The sequence below is a fragment of the Chitinophaga ginsengisegetis genome, from assembly GCF_900168065.1.
GTDB classification, from domain to species: Bacteria; Bacteroidota; Bacteroidia; order Chitinophagales; family Chitinophagaceae; genus Chitinophaga; species Chitinophaga ginsengisegetis.
Window position 1 is genome coordinate 55,864 of record NZ_FUZZ01000006.1, and the last position, 17,928, is coordinate 73,791.

The following is a 17,928-nucleotide window of genomic DNA, read 5'->3' on the forward strand; positions in this document are numbered from 1 at the left end:
TTATAACAAGAATTATTTTTTGGCTGAAAATATCCGGCTCACCTGGGTTGGAGTAATTCCCAGGTAGGAAGCAATGTGGTGTTTTTTTATGCGCTTAGCCAGGTGAGGGTATTTTTTAATGAAGTCTTCATACCGGTCTTGTGAAGTATCTTGTCTGAAACTAATTTCCTCTGGTTCTTTTTCAATGATCCAATGACGTTCCATGTAATGGATATAAAATCCCGCGATATCCTGATATTGCTGCGTAAGTGCTTTAAACAATCCAAAATCATATTCCCAGACTGTTGAGTTTTCTAATGCCTGGATGGTGGTTGCGCTTGGGGTTTTGCTTAAAAGTGATGTTGTAGACGCTGCGAAATAACCTTCAGAAAAGAAACGTTTGATATAAATGTTTCCATTCTCATCTGACCAGTATTGGGAAAACAAACCCCGGGAAACGAAAGAAACATTTCTTGCAATATCACCAGCTTTAACCAGGAAGCTACCTTTTTTGTATTCTTTCCGTTTAAGAATTTGTGCCCATGCAGATTCTGCCCCGGGAGTTAACTTGTGATAGTTATTTACTTTTAGAAAGAACTCTTCCATTGTATTTGAGATCAGATATCTAACTTAAAGATAAGTTTTCCGGTTAGATCTTCTAACCCTTTGTGGTATAGAGTTACATAGCTCATGCTGGTATTTACTGAATCCCTGCCAGTCGCTATTATTCTGAGGAAATAGCGCACTTTTTTTATCGCGGCTTTTAACTGCTGGTTATACTCCTGCATTTCTTTACTGGGTCATCTTCACTCCCCATTTGGCTAAACAGTCTAATAAAGTATACAAAAATAATTTAGAAATGAGTACAGTAATATAGCCTTATGAATTAATAAGGAGGTATTTTTCAGTGAATATATGTCATGAAAAAGTCATGAGATGTCTTAGTCGAATCTGCCTTTTTGCTTTGTATTTCAATAGCCGTTTGATTTTTCGTTTTAAACGCATGTGTGAATAAGTTAATGTAAATAACACATTTTGCATACTAAATACAATGATATTTGTAAGCAAAAATTGACTACATTTAATCTCGCCAGACTAAACTAATTCCGTCTAATTATTTATGCGCCTGCATTCCTAAGTAAAATGTTGTGAGTCGAGATCTGTAATTATTTTTTTATCAACCAAACCAATGACTTATGATGAAGTCAAAAAGATGTTTATTTCGAATCATTATTGCCCTTGCGGCAATCTGTAGTCCGTTCCACACGTTTGCACAAACTTCAAGAGAAGTCACCGTGAGGGTAACAGATGGAGCCAACCGGAGCCCACTTTTGGGCGTGAACATTATCGTAAAGGGTACAAAATCGGGTGGTACCACCAATGCGGAAGGACAGTTAAAATTAAAACTGAAGGAGAACGACGTATTAGTTGTTTCTTTTACCGGTTATGGCACCGCACAGGAAACGGTTGGTGGAAGAAACGTAATCGATGTTGTGCTGTCTTCCAAAGAATCTGCTTTAGGAGAGGTAGTAGTAGTCGGCTATGGTACACAAAAAAAGGTGAACCTTACCGGCGCTGTTTCCACCATAGATGCTAAAGCTATTGAAGGCAGGCCCGTAAGTAACCTTGCCAGTGCGTTGCAGGGAACTTCGCCCGGATTGATTGTTACACGAACGTCAGGACAGCCCGGAAGCGAAAACGTTGCTCTGCAGATCAGAGGCGCTACTTCTGCCAATGGTAATGTTGACCCACTGGTACTCCTGGATGGAGTAACAGTTCCTATAAGCACATTGCAAACCATGAATCCTGAAGATGTTGAAACCATGAGTGTGCTGAAGGATGCCGCCGCCGCCGCCATATATGGAGCGCAGGCTGCCGGTGGCGTTATATTGATTACCACCAAGAAAGGGAAATCAGGGAAAACAGTTTTTGAATATTCCGGCAGATATGGGAAAAGCTGGATGCAGGATGTTCCGCAAAGAATGTCTTTGCTGGATGAAGCTACTTTTGCAAACCTGTCTAACAAAAATGCTGGTATCGGACCTTCTTACGATTCAGCTACACTGGAATATATCAGGAAGGGTATTGAATATTTCGTTAACCCGGCAGATACGAGTCAATATATCTATCTCAATCAGAAGAGCTTTGTGGATCAGTTAATCCGCGACTTTACCACTATGCAAACACACAACATTTCTGCCCGTGGGGGTTCGGATAAGATAAACTACATGGCTTCTTTTGGTTTTATGGATCAGAATGGCGCTTTTAAAATTGGCCCCGATAAGCTGAAACGATATAATGCACGTATCAATATTGGCGCGCAATTATCCGATTATCTTTCCATGGACGCGAGGATGGCTTATTCAAACTCAGATCAGGAAGCTTCTTCGCAACCCGCTTCTTACTTAATGAATATGACATTACGTTATAGGCAGCGGTGGCCTATATTTACTCCGGACGGAAAGCTTAGTGGCGCTGGTGGCGGATCCGCCAACATGGCTTATGCGTATTTGAAAGAAGGTGGCTATAATAACTATAAGAACAACAACTTTGACGGGGTTGTAACCTTTAAGCTGGCTAATTTAGTAAAGGGGCTGCAAGCCAGGGCTGTATTAGGCGGACAATATGTAAGGGGAGACAGGGACTTGTTTAATAGAACTGTAACCACCTGGCAGCGTTACACGCCTACCTATTATTTGAATACCCCCAACTCATATGAAGTAACAAATGACTTAACTACGAATAAGAACGTGCAGCTGATATTGGATTATGATTTACACCTCGGGAAAAATCATGATTTTCATATAATGGGTGGTTATCAGTTTGAAGATTACAGGTATTCACAGGTATATTCAACTGCCAGAAGCCTCGCGAGCAATGATATTCCGGCACTAAACCTCGGAGATGACGCTACCAAAACCAATAGTCAGTCTATAAGTACTTACGCGAATCAGTCTTATTTCGGCAGACTGAATTATAGCTATTTCAGCAGATATCTTTTTGAGGCTACAATGAGGGTGGATGAAAGCTCAAGACTGGCGCCCGGATTAAGAACAAAAGCATTTCCCGCCGTTTCCGCAGGCTGGAACATTAACAAAGAAAACTGGTTTCCACAATCAGAACTGATTTCGGCACTTAAGTTAAGAGCATCATGGGGGCAGCTGGGAAGCGCGTTGGCCAGTATTATTGGCAACTACGATTACCTGAATATGCTCGCCAGGGCCAACTCGCTTGTTTTAGGCGGCACCAGGGCTATGTACTTTTATCAAAATGTAGTCCCTTCTTCCAGCCTGGCATGGGAAACCGTGGAAACGACCAATGGCGGTCTGGATCTGGGTTTGTTTGGAAGCAAATTGACCGTTTCAGCTGACTACTACGTTAAGTACAATCGTAACATGCTTACCCCACAATTGCTGCCTTCTACATTTGGAGTAAACACGCCCAGGAAAAATAACGGCGAATTAAAATCATGGGGCTGGGAATTAGAAGTTCAGCATAAGAATAAGCTTAATGAAAATTTCAGTTACAATATTGGATTTAACCTGTCAGACAATAGAAACAAGCTGTTACACTATGCAGGGCAGAAAGTAATATCAGCCGGCATTGTAAATATTCTGGAAGGATATCCGCTTAACTCTATCTGGGGATATAGAACCAACGGTTATTTCCAGTCTGCTGACGAAGTGCACAACGCTGCATTTCAAAATGCTTTAACAGGTCCGGGAGATGTTAAATATGTAGATATCAATGGTGATAAATTAATTAATGTAGGAAAGGCAACCCCGGAAGATCATGGCGACCTGGTTTATTTGGGAACAGACCAGCCGAGATACACTTTTGGTATTACCGGTGGATTTGCCTGGAAAGGAATTGACTTCTCCTTTTTCTTCCAGGGAGTAGGCTCAAGGACCTTTTATCCCAGTTCCGAATACATCAACCCCCAGGATGCACAATGGAATAATCCAATGTCTTTTCAAAAGGACTACTGGACAGAGGATAACAGGAATGCTGCATTTCCACGGCCGTTCCTGGGTGGAGGACATAACTACCTGAAATCGGATAAATGGGTGTTAAACGGAAGATATGTCCGCCTGAAAAACCTGCAGATCGGATACTCCCTGCCAACTACATTTATTCAGAGAATAAAAATATCCAATGCCAGAGTATTTGTAACAGGTCAGGATTTGCTCACCTGGTCAGATCTTGGAGTTTTCAAAGGTGCATTCAGCCCTGAATATAGCAATGAGGAAGGATACCAATATCCTTTGTACTCAAATATGTCTATAGGTTTAAATATCACCTTTTAGGATCATTGGTTATGTATTTCCTTAAGCAAACAATCATTAAGATGAAACTACTTAAATTTCGAAATATACTTTTCATTTTGGCGTTGCTCTCATCATGCAATATTGATAGAATGCCGGAAAATGTGGTGAGTGATGCGTCATTTTGGAAAAGTGAAAGTGATCTCAAAGCGGCAGCCAACTATCTGTATACTTTTCTGCCCACCATGCCACTTACGGCGGATAATATGTCCGACGACGGATTTGCAATGGTTGCCAACGAAATCAGTTCAGGAACATGGCAACCCCCGGCTACGTCATCAGATTTTACCACACCATATCAGTTAATCAGGGCAGCTAATAACATCATAGAAAAATCGGTTAATGCTGTTGCTGCCGGCGTGGTACCGGAAACGGTTGACAGGTATATAGCTGAAGCAAAGTTCTTTAGGGCATGGGGATATTTTTCGCTGGTACAAAGATATGGAGATGTTCCCCTGATAAAAACTACGTTGAAAGAGGATGCAGCGGAACTTACGGCCGCCAAATCCCCGCGTGAAGAAGTTGTGAGCCTGATTTATTCAGACCTGAGCGAGGCCGCCGCAATACTTCCTACTCCCACTGCGCTGGGCGCCGGATCTAACTATGGCCGCATCTCAAAAACGGCTGCTTTGGCTTTTAAAGCAAGGGTGGCATTGTATGAAGGTACCCGTGCTAAATTTCATAGCTATGGTAATCCAACCGCTCATCTTACCATTGCCGTGCAGGCAGCAAAAGCCGTAATGGAAAGTGGGGAGCACGATTTATTTTCCAATTATTTTGATTTGTTTCAATACGCGGGAAAAGGAAGACAGAATCGCGAGAATATTCTGGTAAGACAATATGGTAGCTCCATGACCGACCAGATCCTCAGTCACAATATCGGTGTTATTATCAATGGCGCCTGTAATCCAACCAGGTCGCTTGTGGATGCTTACCTTATGAAAGACGGTTTGCCTATAGATAAATCTCCTTTATACGTGGCGCCAACCCGTCACTCCGAAATATTCGTAAATCGCGATGCACGTTTAGCTGCGTCTGTTATGAAGGAAGGAGACCAGTATTTTCAAAATACGCCATATACTTTTCCACAGCTGGTGTATCAAACTACCGGTTTCTGCTATCGCAAATTCGTAAATGCAGCAGATCAGCTGCCGCCTAATAACAACCAGTCTTTTATCGACCTGCCTGTTATCAGGTATGCGGAAGTACTGTTGACCTATGCAGAAGCAACCTATGAATTGAATGGAAATATTACTGATGCCGATTTGAAAATTTCCATCAACTTGTTAAGAGCCAGGGCAAGCCTGCCTGATCTTACAAATGCCTTTGTGGCTGACCATAGCCTCAGTATGCGGGAAGAAATAAGAAGGGAACGCAGAGTGGAACTGGCTATGGAAGGCTTCCGGTATTGGGATATTATCCGTTGGAAAATTGCAGAAACTGTACTGCCAAAACCAATATTAGGTTGCTACTTTTTTCCGGGAGGATTTGGAACAGCCACTCCACAACTTACGGCCGACAATTATATTCTGGCACAAAGCGGAGCATCCCGTTCATTTAACTCTCAGAGAGATTATTTGTGGCCTTTTCCTGTAAATGAACTTGCGCTTAATCCTAACCTGGTACAAAATCCGAATTGGTAGTTATTGTATAATTTTTCTCTTATCAGCGCCTGGCATAATTAGTTTTATGCCAGGTATTCTTATTAAACATATCGCAAAAAAAATAAGCATAATGATTAAGTCCGGTTTTTTTTATAGTGTTCTTATTGGACTGCATATATTGATACCAACCTGTGTGTTGGCGCAGGAGAAAGGAAAACCGGCGGAGATTCCTGCCTATGTTGCAAAGCCTGAACGTGAGCCCGGATACCCGTTGAAGCAAAACCGGATGATTTACACAGAGAAAGATGTGCAGGTAGCTTTGAACAACATACAGCATTATGTTAAAGCTGGTAATATAAGAGATGGAATTGTACAGGAGGCAAATCAATGGCTAGGATGGAAGGATGAAGATTTAAGGTCGCTGCTGACAGATGCAGTGGTTCCCCGTGCTTTTGATTTAAATCCCCTGGGCTGTCCGCAGCATGGCGATGCCGTATTCAAAAAGGGAGGCACATACCCGTGGATAATTGATCCCCGCGAGCCCTTTAAGGTTAAATGTCCTGTTGGCGGTGAAACCTATCCGTCTAACGACTACGGAGCATATTATAAAAGCGGTTTTACTCAGAAGAAAGGATGGGATGGCGACTATACCGACAGTGGCTGGGGCTGGATAGCGCCGGATGGTGAACGCTATTGGTTTGTAGCATATGCCAATCATTGGTTATGGAAAAGTTACATTGAACCGGCAATATTAAACCTGGGCCGGGCATACCTGCTTACCGGAGATAAAAGATATGCACATAAAGCCGCCGTAATGTTATACAGACTGGCAGAAGTGTATCCTTCGATGGACCACGCGAATCAATCCAGGTATGGTTACATATTAAAGCAGCAGGGAGGAGTATATAACGGAAAAATTTTTAACCTCATTTGGGAAACCGGGTTTATACAAAATATTGCAGAAGCCTATGATGCCGTATGGGATAGTATTGATGACGATGTTGCCCTGCAAAAGCTGTATGGTAAATCGGGCAGGCAAATAAGGGCCGCTGTTGAAGCTAATGTGCTGGAAGAAGCGGTGGACGCATACCAGGAATTTAAGATACAGGGTAATTATGGTATGCATCAGGCGGCATTATTATATGTGTTGCTTGCCCGGCAGTTTATGGAAACCGGAAAGTATATCCATAAAATGGTCGACGAGCCAGGCGTAAGCCGGGTACAAACCGGTATTCGATATGCTTTGTACAATATGATTTTCAGGGATGGTACGCCACTCGAATCTCCCGGTTATAATATTCTAACAGTGGAGAAACTTGCTGTGCTGGGCGCATTGTTAAAAAGGGCCGGGAAAGACCTGTTTGGAGAAACCAGGATGAGAATGATGTTTGAAAGCCCTTTGCAGATGGTGGTCGCAAAAAAATATACGCCCGATATCGGCGATTCCGGCAGTACCCTGGGTGGCATTGTAGGATTAAACAGCAACATTTACCAGGTAGCTTATGAAAATTACGGAACATCTGAATTTTTAAACTGGTTGAAGTTCATGGATAAAACCGGTGATAACTCTTTTAATTCCTACCAGTCATTATTCAGACATGTAATTAAAGATACGCTTCGGGAAAAAATAGCGCTTGCTCCGGAGAATACCCGTTTGCTGGCAGGATATGGCATGGGGATTCTTAATAATAAAAATGATAACATAGGTGTTTCATTTAATTATGGGTATAAAGGAACGCATTATCATTGGGATTTTTTAAATGTGGAATTGTTTGCAAATGGCCAGAAAATGATGCCTGATTTGGGTTATCCGGATGCGATGAATGAATTTGTAAAGGAAGTTTATACCTGGTCCACGAATACCGTTTCTCATAGTACTGTGGTGGTAGATGCACAGGAGCAATACCTTAACACAGCGGGAAACCTGCATAGTTTTTCTGATGGTACTTTTGCAAGAAGTATGGATGCATCAACATTACCTTACGGCCAGGTCAGCGAGTACCGTAGAAATGTTGTTATGGTGGATGCCGATACCGGAAGGAGTTATTTTGTTGATTTTTTCAGAGTAACCGGAGGGCATCAGCACGATTACTCCTTACACGGACCTCCCGGGACGGAGAAAGCCATTCAGGGAAAATGGAGTGGAATACAGCCGGGAACTTTTGCCGGACCAGATATAAAGCCTGGTGAAATATATGACAATCAAAAAATGAATGCGCCGGGATACACCGGCAGTTATGGGTCATACCGGGGATCTGGCTATCAGCACTTGTTTAATGTGCAGCAGCTGAAAAGTAACTATTCTGTTACAGAATTTGCACATATCAACGATAGCAGCGCCAGGTTACGTATACATGTATTGCCCGACAAAGAACAAAGGGTTTTTAAAGCGGACGCTTTTAACAAACCACGTGCGAAAGATTATATTATTAAATACCTGCTGGTACAAGGTAAATCCGCTGGCGAACAGGACACTTTAAAAAGTATTTTTACAAGCGTATGGGAGCCATTTGCTGCTGTTCCCTTTATCAGCCATTTGGAGAAACTGCCCATTCGGGGCGGAGATGCCCGTGCTGTGAAAATAAGCAGAGATCATTTTGTTGAAATTGTTATAAACGATACCGGTAATGCTGTGAAGTATATTCCTGCGTTAGACATAGAAACAGATGCTACTACTGCAGTAGTAACACTGGGCGCCGGGAAAAAACTACACCGGGTATATTATACAAACGGTACTTTCCTTAAATGGAAAAACCGGGTGTTCAGATCATCTGTAGTGGAAGGTATTATATCTGCTGTAGACGTTAAAAATAATACTATCAGTATTATGCCCGGCAGGCCCGTTACAGATGCCGCGAAATATGAGCAGCAAATTGTGCACGTTTATAATACTTATAGAAAAACAGTACATCCTGTAGCCATCGCTGAATACAGGAACGGTATATTGAAGATTAAAACTTCAGATGATCTGTTAATTGGCAGATTAACCGCTGACAGCATAGATAACAGGAAGATTTATACGGAAACTACGCTTCCCTTTGCAGCTTTGTATAAAGGCGCTACACTGCTGGATGCCGGCTTTCAGCCGCAGGGTGTAATTACGCGGTTAACAGAAGACGGAGAAATTGAAACGACGGGGAAACTGACTATACGTAAAGGGAATGATCTATGGATCAGCAATGTGGGAACAGGCGAAAAAATTATTATACACCCCATGTTTTCATGGGTGGAAAAGTAGTGTAGTTGCGGCGAAGTGAATCTCGGAAATTTATGTTAAGATGGATAATACGTTACTCATCCATCTTAACATACTTCTGAAGGAAATTCAGGGAATTACTCCATCTGTTAACCAATACTTTTTTTTATTTGCTCAGCATTGGCATGCGTTTTCTCAATAGCTGCTGCAATATCGTCCATATCTGACCTGTTTCCCAGCAACAGGTTTTGAAACAGCCATACCGCCTCTTCATTACATAGTATATCATTTTCCGGGCAATGGTTGTTGCTGTTATATGATTGAATGTTCAGCATTTTTTTCGGATATACTTTTTTATAAAGCGACGATTGAAATACCTCGCTTAGATAAGGTTGTGTATTCAACGGTGTATAGCCGGCGGAAGCAGGTATGCCTTCTGCATTCAGCGCATTGATAAAGCCGGTCCGCGATAAACCACCAAAGGCTTCTTTTTGGTACCGGAACGCAAACAGGTGAAAAGTAGGACGCGTAACACCAGGTGAAAGCTTATAAGGGATAATACCAGGGAGGGACTCAATTTTTGAACGCAGATAGGCCGCATTTGTGTTGCGGAGATTGGTTTGTTCCTGGAAGCGGACCAGTTGTGCCAGCCCGATGGCTGCCTGGTATTCGGTCCATCTCAATTTGTTCCCCTGTCTCAGGGCGCCGGCGTCCGGTGCCCCGGTAACCGAACCATACGGATAGCCGAAATTGTGGTACGAATAACATCTGTCGATGAAGTTTTCGTTATTGCTCACAATAGCGCCACCTTCCCCCACGGGCAGATTTTTAGAATTTTGAAAACTATAACAGCCTGCATTTCCAAATGTACCTACCTGCTGGTTATTGATTTCTGCCAATGGCGCCTGGCAGGCGTCTTCAATTACAAACAGGTTATGTTTTCGTGCAATAGTCATTATCGCATTCATATCGGCCGGTAATCCCAGTACATGTACAGGCAGAATAGCTTTGGTCCGGGAGGTGATTTTTGCTTCAATTTTGCTGACATCTATCTGAAAGGTTTCCCTGTTGGTATCTACAAATACGGGCATTGCGCCATTGTTAATAATGGCAACGATAGTGCCTATAAAAGTATAGGGTGGAACCAATACTTCATCTCCCACAGTAACACCAAGCTGATTAAGTGCTACTGTTAAAGCATTTGTTCCGTTTACAACGGTTACACATCTTCTGGCGCCTACTGTTTCCGCCCATTTTTTTTCAAATTCACTCACCACAGTTGCGCGCGACCATACCCCACTTTTTAAAACTGCATCAATACGGCTGCTGTCTGTTTCCGGGTTCCAGATAGGCCAGTCGGGCCAGGTTTTGCCTTTTCTTATTGCGCTGCCGTCCAGTATTGCTGGCCTTCCTTTAATATTTGTGCAATCGATAATTGTATTGGAGAGCAAACTGGAAGCAGCTAATAAGCCCAATCCCCCCAGGCCATTTTTCCTGATGAATGCCCGCCTGGAATATTTTTGACTTGACATGTGAAAGCTGTTTTAGAGCATTGTTAATTATTATGGATGTAAAGCCCGTAATTGTACGCAAGACTTGGTACGGCATTGCGTTAATTCAGGCCAGTTTGGCCAGCTGATCACGATTCTTATGTACCTTCATGATCGCTGCTATTATGGAATCCATGTCTTTTCTTGTTCCCAGCAATGTGCCAACAGCATAAAGCCCTGCCATCTGCCCACATGCTTTATCGCATTCCGGCAGATACAGGCTTTCCTTCCATTGCTGCAGCCTCTTTTTTCCAAACATTGATTTATATCCCTGTTGCTCCATAATGTAGCCGGTCCAGGGTTCTCTGTGTAATCCCTGGGAAATATATCCTGAGAGACCTACGCCTTCTGCTCCAATGGCTTTCAGGAAGAGGCTCCTGTCTGCATTATTAAAATGCTCTTTCTGATAACTCATGCCAAACAGGTAATAAGAGGCACTATCTGTTCCTTCAAACATTTTTTGCACTTTCAGCCCCGGGAAATCCTTTAATTGCTCACGGAGATAGATGGCGTTATTATTTCGTGTGTCAAAGCGTTGCTGGATGGTGTCCTGCTGGCCATTCAATACGGAGGCCTGAAATTCATTCATCCTGTATTTTGGACCGATACGCACATGATCACCGAGAATTTTCCCATTAGCGTCCACCATCGGGGTTCTGGCAGTACCGTGATTCATCACGGTATATACTTTGTCCATCAGTTGTTTGTCGCTGCCGATAACAGCTCCGCCCTCGCCACAGGATACCTGCTTGCTCCCCTGAAAGCTGAAGCAGCCAAGGTTACCGATATTTCCCACCTTTTGACCTTTGTAAGACGCCAGGTGCGCCTGCGCAGCATCTTCTACTATATAAAGCCGGTGTTTTTTTGCAATGGCCATAATTGGTTCCATTTCACAAGGTGCGCCTAACATATGCACCGGTATAATTGCTTTCGTCCGCGCTGTTATTTTATTTTCTACATCTTTTGCATTCAGTTGAAAAGACAGGGGATCAAGATCCACAAATACAGGGAGGGCGTGACAGGTAATGATGGCTGAAACGGTGCCCATATCCGTGTATGGAGAGGTGATTACTTCGTCCCCTGGCCCAATGCCTAAGGCAAAGAGGCTGGTACTGAGAGACTGTGTACCGGAGCCGGTAGCAACAGCATATTGGGCACCTGTCATGGCAGCAAAATCTAATTCCCATTGGGATACCCTTGTTTTGTCTGCGTCAATACGGCTCCAGATGCCACTTTTGGTGGTTTCTGTCAGGTTATCTATCATTTTCTGGTTCCGGTATGGCCACTGTGGCCAGGTCATATTATCCCTCACCGGCACGCCTCCCAGTATGGCAAGTTTGTCCGGATCATTGGAGGTACGCGCAAAAGAAGGAATGCTATATGCTGCCAGGTAAGCCAGTGTGCCGGCAGAAACTTTTGCAATAAAATCTCTTCTGTCAGAATTATATTTCATAAAAACATTTTTTGAATAGGCAGATTGAATTTTAACTGAATTTTTTATCCTTGTTTCAGGCAATACAGCTTTGATTTAGCAGAGTAGTATACGGTTCCATCCGGTAATACTGTAGCAGCTCCTACTTCGCCGGGAACTTTACATATCTCTGCCATTGCGCCGGTTCTTACATTTAAGGAAATAAGTGCATCATTCGTGAAAATACCCACGGTGTCTTTGCTTAATCTGATCAGCAGATCTGTATAGTCTTCAATCGGGATTGTTTTCATGATCTCTTTTTTGCCCGGATCATAAATACTTAATTCCTTTTTATGTGAAAAGACCACCAATCCATCAATAGCCAGCAGTGCCCTGTTTAAGGCAACACCTTTTTCAAAAGGGATGTCTTTTACAATACCGGTACCTGGTTTCCAAACTACAAAATGACATTGTATACCTTCGTTATAAGGCAATCCGCTGGCATGTCCGTTAGTGGTGAAATAGATATTTTCATTATCAGCAGCGATGCCGGTTATCTGTTGTTCCGGAATAGGGTCGTACCATGATTTTACTTCCTGTGTAACGGGATTTACGCTGGACAAGCCTCCTCCGTATACGCCATATTTGGCCGACCAGCCGGTCCAGACATTTCCATCCGGCCCGAGGATACTTTTGGCTTCAGGTCTTATGAGATCAGGCGCCACGCTTCCAACCAGCTTTGGGTTTTTATTACCCAGTTGATCCCACGGTTGTTTGGGATCATAAATCATCAGGTCGCCTCCTACGTAAGCGGATAAGTGCAGTTGTTTGTTGGCGAAAACCATTCCATAGACTTCCCCTCCATTTTTGCAAACTGCCGCTGAGTTCCAGTATTTTTTTGTTTTAGGGTCAAAGGAAAAAATGGTTTGGCCAAAACCGCAGGAGCCCCATATTTTGCCGTCTTCGTCATGTGTCAGAGACATGATGGTTGTGGGGGGAGCTTCTACTGGTATGCGTTTTAATGCTACATTAACCGGAGTGGAATAGTCTGCATTATTTTTCGGAGCATCGGTAATGAAATAGTCCTGCCCGCGAACCCCCGCCAGCCGGCCATTTTTCAAAGTAATGAAAGAACACCATTCACCATTCTGAATCTTTATATGTGTTTTTTCCATTTTTTCTTCGTAGCCTTCTGTTGGTAAAGGTTGTAGCGTTTTTGCATCATAAAATGCCAACCCTGCCTTTCTCTCAACACAGATGAACTCAGTGTTCACTTCCTTGATCGTATCATCCGGTTCGCCGAAGTCTTCTATTTTCCCCGAATTGATGTGATATACTTTTATGCCTTTCGTATTGAAACCATACCAGACAAACACATATCCGGGCGCCTGGCAATACACCGGCCGGCTGTATTGGTTTTCAGGATTGTTACTGACCTTACCCAGGTTCCTGAATTCGTTGGTAGCAGGATCATATTGCGTTAGTGTGCAACCAGGATAGGTGCCGCCATAAACTTTGTCATCTGATGCCAGGCCCATTTGCCAGAAGTATGATTCTCCCTTTGAAATAATCGGCTCTGCCCATTTTCTTTTCTTCAGATCAAATACGTGAAGATATGCCTGTTCGGTGCAGGTGCCGACAATGATTTTATTATCATGCCAGTTAACAAGTCCCCAGGCGCCAGCTCCTACAGGTAACGGGAAATTTTCACCCTTTCCGGTTTTAACATCTATGAGGATAATGTTGCCTGTTTCACCATCCGCAAAGTTGGAAAGCAGGAATTTCTCCCGGTTGTCTTTGGGATCTATCACGGAAGTCCGGGCCAGGATATTGAAGTTGCGGCATGGTTGGCCAGCCAGCACAGGTTTTCCTGTTTGTGGTTCAGCGGCAAAAGCAAGGTCGCCGGCCAGGGATAAAACCATTATAGAAAGGCCTGCTTTTCCGGTCTGGTTTAAGAAGTTTCTTCTGTTCATGTTGTGTGGAAGGTTTACTTGTTATTTATAACCGGTCTGTTGTATTTTGGAAGTCTGTCCATACATGGTTTTATGACCTGCATGGCATTTTCGCCAAGTACCTTGCGTTTGATGGCAACAGGCAAGCGGGAAAAAACAACCCATCCCAGTTGTGGTCTTGGATCTCTCATGGGCAGATCTGAGCCATATAATACCTTGTCTGCTCCGGCGCCCGCAACGAGGTAATCGATGATGCCCGAAGGAACAGAGGTTAGCGTGATCTCCGCATAGATGTTCGGGAATTTTTTGATCGCGGCAATTACTTTATCTGCATAGTCATAGCTTTGCCCGGAATGTGCGACGAGCCACCTGACGTTCTTATATTTGGCCGCCAGGGTTTCATATTCTCCCATGTCACCGCGTTGGGAATGCAGCAGGGCATAGAAATGATGATCATTACCATATTTCCACCACTGCTCCCAGGAAGGATCGTCATAGTTTACACCAATATAGTGATAGGGCTTCATGCCAATGAAACGTGCGTCCTTTTCATACAAGGCCGGGATCATTTTACTTAATTCATTCTGCGTATAATGCGTGGGGTCAAAGTTCGCCAGTCCCCAGTATCCCGGGGGAGCTATGTCCAATGCTTTGCCGGTAGTGATATTTCCGGCTGGTGTATCTACGCTTACCACGCCGTTCCAGCTCATGAATCCTCCGCCCGCATAACCCAGTTTTTTGGTAAGGGCGAAAACTCCTTTAGGGTCCCCGTTTTCCATTGTATAGCTCCAGCCTGCGCCATTCATTCCTTCATGGAGCATATGCATATGCATGTCTATGATAGGTGAAGGCACTGGCCTGCCATGCCTGATGGCGGCCATCAGTTCATCTTCCTGTTTGTTCACATATTCTTTTTCAGGCTGCTGGCCTTTCAGTAACCTGGTAAGATTGCCTCCTGCGATCAGGGCTCTCGCGTCTTCCGGAATTTCTGCATAGTCGATAAATGTCCTGTGGGCGCCAACAGACATGATAGGGGCATTGGTGCCGAACACCATCTGCTTTACCAGTCCTTTACTATACATGTATTCGATTCCGTACATGTTCTGCAAACAATCAAATGTGCAATGCAGATTAGAATGGTTTTCCATCATCGGAATGAGGTTCCGCTGGTCACTCCAGTAAACGCCCGTTATCAGTACCGGTATTTTTGGGAATTGCAGAAGCAGTTCCTCCAGGTCTTGCCAGTCACCAATTTCAGATAGCTGTATAATGGTCAGTACCTGTTGCTCATTCAGCCAACGAAGAATATCCTGTTGATAGGTTGCTTTCCAGTTCCAGCCATTTGTAGCCGGATGAATGGAAACGGCGCGGACATTATGTTCCTGCATTTTGCGGCCGAGTTCCTCCGCAGAAGGGAATTCATTGGTAAGAGCGGGCATAACATTCCATACAGCAAATAGATGGGAGTATGGCTTTAGCATATTGCTCAGCTCCAGGTTGGAGTACATGGCATCGTAAAAAGTACTCATGGTATACGACACCAGTGCGCCCGATACCGAACAGTGTTCCATTTCCGAAATAAGTTCGGAAAGTTTCCAGGGCTCAGCAAGATGTTTGTATTTACGGGGACCAATGCACGTAAAGGCATCAAAATAACGTACTGGTTTGTGGCCGGCATTTGTTTGCAGGTTGTTAGCCAGTGCAGAGAATGGTATTGCCTGACTGAGTGCTAAGCCGACGCCCGCAAGAGAGTTGATCCGGAGAAAGTTCCGTCTGGACAAATTGTTTTCTGACATATTTTTCCTTTTTGAAGATGAATCGATCTCAGGGGAGTACGACTAATAGGTAGCTCTGCCTCCTGAAATATCGAAGATGAACCCCGTGTTGAAACTGGCTTCCGGCGAAATGATCCACGCTGCAATGGCGGCTACTTCCTCCACTGTGCCCAGTCTGTTCATGGGTATTTTAGCGGTCATATAAGCAAGTTGTTCAGGGGAGGTGTTTTCGTTCATGGCAGTTTTAATCACTGCAGGCGCTAATCCGTTTACGGTAATGTTACGGGTTGCATATTCTTTGCCGACACCTTTTACAAGGCCAATTACACCTGACTTCATGGAAGAGTAGCCGCACATGTTAGGATTTCCGTCTTTTCCACCGATAGACGCCATGAGCAATATCCTGCCATACCCGTTTTTTTCCATTGCCTGGACTGCATATTTCGTCATGAGGAAACTGCCACGGAGATTAATGTTATATATCTTGTCAAATGCATCTGCAGGATAGTCTGCAATAGGAGTAGAGGTTGGACCAACGATACCGGCGGAATTCACCATGATATCCAGTTTTCCATGATCCTGTAGTACCTTGTTAATGGCATCACTCACTTCATTTTCATTGGCAATATCCGCGATTTGTGTAGTTACACGATAACCCGCCTCACGAAATTCCGCTGCCGTTTTTTCCAGCAGGGATCTGTTAATGTCCAGCAGCACAACGGTGGCGCCTTCTGATGCTATACGTGCTGCAATTGCTTTGCCAATGCCGTCTGCAGCACCGGTAATTAATGCTACCTGGTTGTTAAATCTTGTGTTCATATATTATGATTGAATGAGTGTTTGTTTCTGATATCCGAGCCCCTCTGCCCATAACTCAACAATATCCCCGGCTTTAAGGAACCGCTGGGGCTTAAGTCCAAGTCCCACGCCGGGAGGTGTACCTGTGGAAATAAGATCTCCTGCTTCCAGTGTCATGAATTGAGAGAGATAGTGGACGATATGATTCATGGAAAAAATCATTCTGGACGTATTTCCTGACTGCATTTGTTCTCCGTTAACAGTAAGGCGCATGGATATGGATTGAGGGTCCGTTATTTCGTGTGGAGTAACCAGGAAAGGGCCTGTTGGGTTGAAGGTGTCGCAGGACTTCCCTTTTGTCCACTGTCCGCCCCGTTCCAGTTGAAATGCCCGTTCAGACACATCGTGGGAGATGCAGTATCCGGCAATATGTGATTTTGCATCTTCTTCGTTTTCAAGATAGGTGGCGTTTTTGCCGATGACGATCCCGATTTCTATTTCCCAGTCTGTTTTATTACTGTTCCGTGGGATGAAAACCGGGTCATAGGGCCCCACCACGGTGTTGGCTGCTTTCAGGAAAACGATGGGTTCATCCGGAATGGGCATACCTGATTCCATGGCGTGATCCGAGTAATTAAGCCCAATACATATCACCTTGCCGGGACGTGCAATACAGGCTCCCCACCGTTCACTATCAGGTACCACGGGGAAAGAAAGGAAATTGTCTTTCTGTTGTATCGCCATCAATTCACGTATGCCCTCGTGCTGGAAAAAGGAATGGTTCCAGTCTTCGAATATGGCTGACAGGTCCCGCCTGATGTTTTTCTCGTCTAGTATGCCGGGTTTCTCTTTACCGGCTTCCCCAAAGCGGATAAGTTTCATATAAAATATTATGGTTGATAAATTATTAATGCCTCCCAGGTAACTGTAATGTGGATGGCTTTTATTGTGTATGTGATTATTGACTATAAATGTATACAAAAATAAATTTACTATGAATACAATTAATGGCCAAACAAATTAAAAGTGTTGTTTTTCCATAGATGGCAAGTATTGTTTTATAGCACAAAAGCACCGGCTGTTATGATTGTGCTATGGACTATAGCAGGCGTGTAGCCAATTTTAATGGCTTTTTAGGTCTTTCTGTACCGGAGAATATATAACGTAAAAAATAATGTGATTTATTTATAAAAAACTAAAAATGTATTCAAAAGTAAATTATATTTGTAAGCAATAGATGAATGTTAGACAAAAGAGGATCGCGATCCGTTTGTAATTAAAAGCATCAACCAACGTCTCAAGTACAATTTAAAACCTGTAATCAGGCCTGCGGGAATA

General features: G+C 43.7%; 10 protein-coding genes. 3 read left to right on the forward strand and 7 right to left on the reverse strand.

All coding sequences use genetic code 11. From position 1 onward, the window contains the following. Positions 1–12: 12 nt before the first annotated feature. Positions 13–585 carry a Crp/Fnr family transcriptional regulator gene (locus tag B5Z18_RS29480; RefSeq protein ID WP_079473169.1) on the reverse strand — a complete coding sequence of 191 codons (573 nt, stop codon included), beginning with the start codon at positions 583–585 and terminating at the stop codon, positions 13–15. A gap of 590 nt (positions 586–1,175) precedes the next feature. On the opposite strand from B5Z18_RS29480, the gene B5Z18_RS29485 reads away from it, so the two are divergent. The 3 genes from B5Z18_RS29485 to B5Z18_RS29495 all read left to right on the forward strand — a co-directional run bounded on the left by B5Z18_RS29485 (position 1,176) and on the right by B5Z18_RS29495 (position 9,146). Further along, positions 1,176–4,286: a SusC/RagA family TonB-linked outer membrane protein gene (locus B5Z18_RS29485; RefSeq protein ID WP_200817388.1), complete on the forward strand. Its 3,111-nt coding sequence runs from the start codon at positions 1,176–1,178 to the stop codon at positions 4,284–4,286. A gap of 110 nt (positions 4,287–4,396) precedes the next feature. Beyond that, entirely contained in the window at positions 4,397–5,947 is a 1,551-nt protein-coding gene (locus tag B5Z18_RS29490; protein ID WP_200817389.1) for a RagB/SusD family nutrient uptake outer membrane protein, read from the forward strand. 139 nt (positions 5,948–6,086) lie between these two features. After that, entirely contained in the window at positions 6,087–9,146 is a 3,060-nt protein-coding gene (locus B5Z18_RS29495) for a heparinase II/III domain-containing protein (protein ID WP_159454479.1), read from the forward strand. Positions 9,147–9,253: 107 nt separating this feature from the next. Here B5Z18_RS29495 and B5Z18_RS29500 read toward each other — a convergent pair whose 3' ends face one another. The 6 genes from B5Z18_RS29500 to B5Z18_RS29525 form a co-directional block, all read right to left on the reverse strand. Beyond that, positions 9,254–10,636: a DegT/DnrJ/EryC1/StrS family aminotransferase gene (locus tag B5Z18_RS29500; RefSeq protein WP_079473172.1), complete on the reverse strand. Its 1,383-nt coding sequence runs from the start codon at positions 10,634–10,636 to the stop codon at positions 9,254–9,256. An 85-nt stretch (positions 10,637–10,721) separates the two neighbouring features. After that, positions 10,722–12,107 (reverse strand): DegT/DnrJ/EryC1/StrS family aminotransferase, encoded by a 1,386-nt coding sequence (locus tag B5Z18_RS29505; protein WP_079473173.1) that lies wholly within the window; start codon positions 12,105–12,107, stop codon positions 10,722–10,724. Between the two features lie 44 nt (positions 12,108–12,151). Then, positions 12,152–14,038 carry an NHL repeat-containing protein gene (locus tag B5Z18_RS29510; protein WP_079473174.1) on the reverse strand — a complete coding sequence of 629 codons (1,887 nt, stop codon included), beginning with the start codon at positions 14,036–14,038 and terminating at the stop codon, positions 12,152–12,154. 14 nt (positions 14,039–14,052) lie between these two features. After that, positions 14,053–15,813: an amidohydrolase family protein gene (locus B5Z18_RS29515; protein WP_079473175.1), complete on the reverse strand. Its 1,761-nt coding sequence runs from the start codon at positions 15,811–15,813 to the stop codon at positions 14,053–14,055. A gap of 42 nt (positions 15,814–15,855) precedes the next feature. After that, positions 15,856–16,611, reverse strand: coding sequence for an SDR family NAD(P)-dependent oxidoreductase (locus B5Z18_RS29520; RefSeq protein WP_079473176.1), 756 nt, complete (start codon positions 16,609–16,611; stop codon positions 15,856–15,858). 3 nt (positions 16,612–16,614) lie between these two features. Beyond that, entirely contained in the window at positions 16,615–17,472 is an 858-nt protein-coding gene (locus B5Z18_RS29525) for a fumarylacetoacetate hydrolase family protein (RefSeq protein WP_079473177.1), read from the reverse strand. Between the last annotated feature and the right edge of the window lie 456 nt (positions 17,473–17,928).

What these genes read in the sequence shown, in the direction of transcription:
- B5Z18_RS29480 (WP_079473169.1), bottom strand. Translation starts at nt 585, where the DNA reads ATGGAAGAGTTCTTTCTAAAAGTAAATAACTATCACAAGTTAACTCCC.
- B5Z18_RS29485 (WP_200817388.1), top strand. Translation starts at nt 1,176, where the DNA reads ATGATGAAGTCAAAAAGATGTTTATTTCGAATCATTATTGCCCTTGCG.
- B5Z18_RS29490 (WP_200817389.1), top strand. Translation starts at nt 4,397, where the DNA reads ATGCCGGAAAATGTGGTGAGTGATGCGTCATTTTGGAAAAGTGAAAGT.
- B5Z18_RS29500 (WP_079473172.1), bottom strand. Translation starts at nt 10,636, where the DNA reads ATGTCAAGTCAAAAATATTCCAGGCGGGCATTCATCAGGAAAAATGGC.
- B5Z18_RS29505 (WP_079473173.1), bottom strand. Translation starts at nt 12,107, where the DNA reads ATGAAATATAATTCTGACAGAAGAGATTTTATTGCAAAAGTTTCTGCC.
- B5Z18_RS29510 (WP_079473174.1), bottom strand. Translation starts at nt 14,038, where the DNA reads ATGAACAGAAGAAACTTCTTAAACCAGACCGGAAAAGCAGGCCTTTCT.
- B5Z18_RS29515 (WP_079473175.1), bottom strand. Translation starts at nt 15,813, where the DNA reads ATGTCAGAAAACAATTTGTCCAGACGGAACTTTCTCCGGATCAACTCT.
- B5Z18_RS29520 (WP_079473176.1), bottom strand. Translation starts at nt 16,611, where the DNA reads ATGAACACAAGATTTAACAACCAGGTAGCATTAATTACCGGTGCTGCA.
- B5Z18_RS29525 (WP_079473177.1), bottom strand. Translation starts at nt 17,472, where the DNA reads ATGAAACTTATCCGCTTTGGGGAAGCCGGTAAAGAGAAACCCGGCATA.